At 63.6% G+C, this 4,972-nt stretch carries 4 protein-coding genes; 3 read left to right on the plus strand and 1 reads right to left on the minus strand.

What is annotated here, in order from left to right; genetic code table 11:
- Positions 1 to 3: 3 nt before the first annotated feature.
- Positions 4 to 531, plus strand: coding sequence for a transposase (locus tag AB0L97_RS38400; RefSeq protein WP_364439952.1), 528 nt, complete (start codon positions 4 to 6; stop codon positions 529 to 531).
- Positions 532 to 559: 28 nt separating this feature from the next.
- Here the strand turns inward: AB0L97_RS38400 and AB0L97_RS38405 are convergent, their stop codons facing one another.
- Complete coding sequence (locus AB0L97_RS38405; RefSeq protein ID WP_364439943.1) at positions 560 to 1,669, minus strand: IS5 family transposase; 1,110 nt, start codon at positions 1,667 to 1,669, stop codon at positions 560 to 562.
- Between the two features lie 728 nt (positions 1,670 to 2,397).
- Between AB0L97_RS38405 and AB0L97_RS38410 the strand changes: the two genes are divergently transcribed.
- Positions 2,398 to 3,471 (plus strand): lipase family protein, encoded by a 1,074-nt coding sequence (locus AB0L97_RS38410; RefSeq protein ID WP_364439946.1) that lies wholly within the window; start codon positions 2,398 to 2,400, stop codon positions 3,469 to 3,471.
- A gap of 262 nt (positions 3,472 to 3,733) precedes the next feature.
- Positions 3,734 to 4,870, plus strand: coding sequence for an IS630 family transposase (locus tag AB0L97_RS38415; protein WP_364439949.1), 1,137 nt, complete (start codon positions 3,734 to 3,736; stop codon positions 4,868 to 4,870).
- The last annotated feature ends 102 nt before the right edge of the window (positions 4,871 to 4,972 follow it).

A 4,972-nucleotide genomic window follows, 5' to 3' on the forward strand; every position in this document is an offset into this window, starting at 1 on the left:
ACAGTGCTCACCCGCCAGCCGCTACCGGCAGCGAGTCTGCCCGATCGGACTGGCCCGCTACATCTCATTAGGGGCGCCGCGACCGGTCCGAGCCCAGTCGACCGCCGCAAAACCGGCTCGAAACACCACATCCTGACCTGTGGAAACGGGCTACCTCTCGCGGTCACGCTGTCTGGTGCCAACGTCAACGACCACCTGATGCTGCCAGAGTTGCTCGACCGGGTCCGGCCGCTGCGCGGCCGAGCGGGTCGGCCACGCCACCGGAGCAAGGCACTGATCGCGGACAAGGGCTACGCCTATTCGCGCGTGTATGCCGACCTGCGGCAACGTCGTATCACCAGCTACATCCCCCGTCGCGGCACCCGCGACAGGGTGACGGGGCGATGGATCGTCGAGCAGTCCCTGGCCCTGCTGCACCAGTACCGGCGCCAGGCGACCCGCTGGGAACGACGCACCGACATCCATCAAGGACTCCTCTACCTCGCCGCCGCCCTCATCTGCTGGCGAAGACTCCGCAACCGAACCCGATAGGTTGCTCTTAGAGCCTGGTGACAAAGGGTTAAGAGCTGGCCAGTACTGGCCCGTAGAGGGCCGGTCCGATCTTTCTGATGTAGCCCTGGTGCGACCACTGCGTCAGCCGGACCCGGAAGCTGTTGAGGTTGTCGATCCCGAGAACCGTGGCCAGCTCGGAGCCTTTCCATGCCCGCCAGGGCTGCGCGGTGATCAGCTCGACCACCTTCCCGCGTGCGTCGGGACTGGTCAGCTCTGGCAGCGGCGGCGGGTCGCCCCACCGTCGGGCTGGCGGCTGTCCGGCCTGTTCCCGGGTCAGCCGCCGGGTCATGTGATGCACTGTGGCCCGCCAGATCATCGCCTCGTGATGAGCGGGGTCATGCTCGTAGACCCGCACCAGCCGCCGATAGCGGGTCAGCCACGCGAAACTCCGCTCGGCCACCCACCGGCGCGGCAGCACCACGAACCCTCTGGTGTCGTCGCAGCGCTTCACTATCGACACCCTGAGCGCCAGAACGGAATTCGCCCCCACGACCAGTCGGCCGGCGTAACCGCCGTCGGCCCACACCAGCGTGATGGTGGAGAACTTCTCCCGCAGCCGCGCCAGCAACGAGTGGGCGGCGTCGCGGTCCTGCACCGAGGCGGCGGTGACGACCACAGCCAGCAGCAACCCGAGGGTGTCGACCGCGATATGCCGCTTCTGGCCCTTGATCTTCTTGCCCGCGTCGTACCCACACGCCCCGGCCGCCGCCGTCTCGGCGGCTTTCACCGACTGGGAATCGATGCTCCCGGCGGTGGGCAGCTCACCGCGGCCGGCGGCGGCGCGTATCCGTCCGCGCAGCCGTCCGGCCAGGCGTTCGGGCAGTCCACGAGCCGACCAGCGGGTGAAGAACGCGTACACCGCCGCCTGTGGCGGGAAATCGACCGGCAGGGCACGCCACTCGATGCCGTAGCGGGCCACATAGCCGATCGCGTCGAGTGTCGCGCGCAGGTCGTGGACCATCGGCCGGCCCGAGACGGTGACGAGTTCGGCCATCACCGCCCGCGCCTCGTTCTCCAGCACCACCCACTCGGTGTCGGTGAGATCCGACGGATACGACCGGGAACGGTCGTGGCATCGGCAGCCTGGTGAGGCGCAACCACTGGCGCTCGCGGCCACGGCGGTGTAGACAGACAGGCGGGCTCCCGGTTACCGAGTTGCGTAGACAACACCTCGATTACCAGGAGCCCGCCTCGTTCGCGAGCTCAACGCCCGAATCTCTGAACCCGTTCCCGCTCAAGGCATCACGCCGAGCGGGGATCACCGACCAAACCCTTTGTCACCAGGCTCTTAGATGACTTCGAAATCGGGGCCTCGCTTTCTGTCTCGGGTTGAGCTTGGCGCGGCGGTGAGAGGGAGTGCCCGAGCAGGAACGCGCAGTAGCGACGTGAGTATCGCTGCCAGACACGCAAGCGACCGGCTGGCAGTAGTGGCGATGCCTCTGCAATGGGGAGCGGAGCGCTGTTCTGCATACGTATGTCCACCCTAATCACGGATGTGAGACACGATCGTACCCGCAGACAATTGTGTTGCATTTGTGGAAGTCTGCTTATCTACGGCTATCGGCGAATGCAGGTTCATGAACCCAGCACCTCAAAAAGCGTGATAGCATGATTGCATCCAACCGGGGGCGGTTGTTCATCTGCGGTGTCCGACCCGAGTAAACCCGCCCAGCGCACGGCTTAAGGGCCACGCCGGAGTCTGACGAATCTGCAAATAAGGATGCGCACTCCTACTCGGTGCAAGTGCTATTTCGGCTCCCCCTCTGCCGCGCGCGGTCAGCTCTAGTGGCTGATGCCCGGATTGTAAGAACCTTCACCGTCTACATGTCCCGACCTAGGATTACCGTGACAGAACCAGCACCCGCCGATGATGACGGTTTTTATGCCTACATTCCAATTGGTCCGCGCACCTCGCCTGGAAAAATACTGCGGGTACGCACCATTCGCGTGCCGCAACTCCAGCGTGTGAAGCGTGCGTGGCAAGTGGTGTATTCTACTCGCACTAGTCTCGGTGAACCCGTTCCCGCCTCCGGCATCGTCATCACTCCGAGTTCCAAAAGTTTGAACTCATTGCTAGCGTATTGTCCCGCATTCCACGGCCTCGGCGGCCGTTGCGCGCCGTCGCAGCTGCTGGCGGACGGGAGCGAACCGGAAGCCGGTTTTGTCTCGATGGCACTCGAACGCGGCTGGACTGTGGGTGTGCCCGATGGGCTGTGCCTAGGAGTGACAGGTCTGGGACCGCATCATTTCCTCGCCGGGCGTGCGGCCGCTCACACGGTGCTCGACCTCGTGCGCGCAGCGCAGGATCTACTGCTACTGGAGTCTTCGGTCACAAGCTGCGCTTTCTGGGGTTACGGCGTGGGCGGCCGAACGGCAGTTTGGGCTGCCGAACAACAACCGCGATACGCCCCAGAATTGCACCTGTCCGGCGTCGCCGCGGGAGCAGTCATCGCCAACCTGAGTAGCCTTCTACCACGACTGGACGGCGGCATCTGGTCGGGACTTGGTTTGGCTGGGCTAATTGGACTTAGTCGTGCCTATACCCAGATTCCTCTCAACCAGATCCTTAATCAGACCGGCCAATGGGAGGTGCAGCGGGCGGGGAGCCTGAATGCCGCCACAATCCTCGTCTCCTACAACGCCCCTCTAGGGCACTGGTGCAATCGCCCTGACCCGTGGAACGACCCCAGATGGTACCACATTCTGGCCAATGAGACCGCCGGCCGTGAATTTGTTCGTGCGCCCGTTCACCTCTATCACGGCACGGAAGACTCAATCGTTCCGGCATCTATGGGACAAGAACTTTACGCCAAATACAACTCTCTAGGAGTTGATGTCAATTGGCACTGTTATCCTGCCAGCCACTCCGGCGCCGCCACAATTGGGGCGGCCGAATCTATCGACCGTCTCACCGACTAACTTGCATTCTGGCCACCACGTCGGGCTCCGCGTTTCTGCCACGTAAAGCTGAGATCTCGTCGCCGGGGTCGACGGCCCGGCATGAATTCTCCCTTCTCGGACATAGATATCGCCGGTCTCAGGGGCGTGGGATCGCCTGATATCTAATGGCCAGTGAGTTCTCTCATGCGGGTTCCCCGCAAGCGCAAGCTGTTTTTCTCCACCGTGGCTAGTGCCGCGTCCGGGAAGGTTGATGCTGTAACCCGCCACTCGGGGTGGCGGGTTGATCATCGGCTGGTGTCCGGTGATGCTGCTGGTGGAGGTGGTGCCGGTGGCTCGGAAGCCGGATGTGTTCGTCAGGGCGGTGACCCCGGAAGAGGGCCGCAAGCTGGCGCAGATCGCGCGCCGGAGCAAGCAGCCGATCCGGATGCGGCGCGCGGTCGTGGTGATGGCCTCGGCACAGCATCAGCCGGTCGGGTTGATCGCGAAGCTGATGCAAGTGTCGGAATCGTATGTGCGACAGGTAATCCACGACTTCAACGCGCATGGTTTCGAGGCATTGGACCCAAAATGGAGCGGGGGCAGGCCGGCGAAGACCGATCAGGCGACACGTGATCGGATCTGTCAGATCGCCCGGTGCTGCCCCCGTGACCTGGGATGGCCGTTCGCGACATGGAGCCTGTCGAAGCTGGTGGAAGTGCTGCGGGTCAACGAGATTGCCGAAATCAGCCGTGAAACCCTGCGGAAGATCCTGAAGGCCGGTGGAGTGTCGTGGCAGGCCACGAAAACGTGGAAGGCCAGCAACAACCCGGATTTTCAGGCCAAGATGGCGCGGGTGCTCGACCTCTACGATCATCCGCCCGCCGACGGGCGCGTGGTCTGTGTGGACGAGTTCGGGCCTTTGAACCTGCAGCCCCGCCCCGGCCGCGGCTGGTTCACCGCCCGTCGGCCACGCCGGTTGCGCGCGACCTACCGGCGCACTCAGGGCGTCCGGCACATGTTCGGTGCCCTGGACCTGTCCTCGGGCCAGTTGTACTACCGGATCCGGGATCGGAAACGGTGGACGGAGTTCCTGGCGTTCTGCAAATCGCTGCGAGCCCGGTGGCCGGGTGAGAAGTTGTATCTGATCTGCGACAACTACTCGGTCCACAAGCGGGCCGAGGTCCGTGCATGGTGCACGGCCAACGCGGTCGAGCTGGTATTCCTGCCCACCTACTGCTCCTGGCTCAACCGAATCGAATGCGAGTTCGCTGCGCTGCGGTACTTCGCGTTGAACGGCACCGACCACCACAGCCACGGCGAACAAGACGACGCGATCGGCACCTACATCCGCTGGCGCAACCAACACGCCGGACCCGTCCGCGACTTCGCCGTCGGATCCAAGATCCGATACCCGGATTACCTACCGAACGTTGCCTGACGCGGCACTAGTGTGTCGCGCCTGAAATGCATCCTCTAAGTTGTTAGCCTGTTTCTGTGTCGCATCGTGGGCCTTCTGCTGTTGAGATCGTTGTGTCCGAGG

This window comes from Nocardia sp. NPDC051911, assembly GCF_040681035.1.
Taxonomy (GTDB): domain Bacteria; phylum Actinomycetota; class Actinomycetes; order Mycobacteriales; family Mycobacteriaceae; genus Nocardia; species Nocardia sichangensis.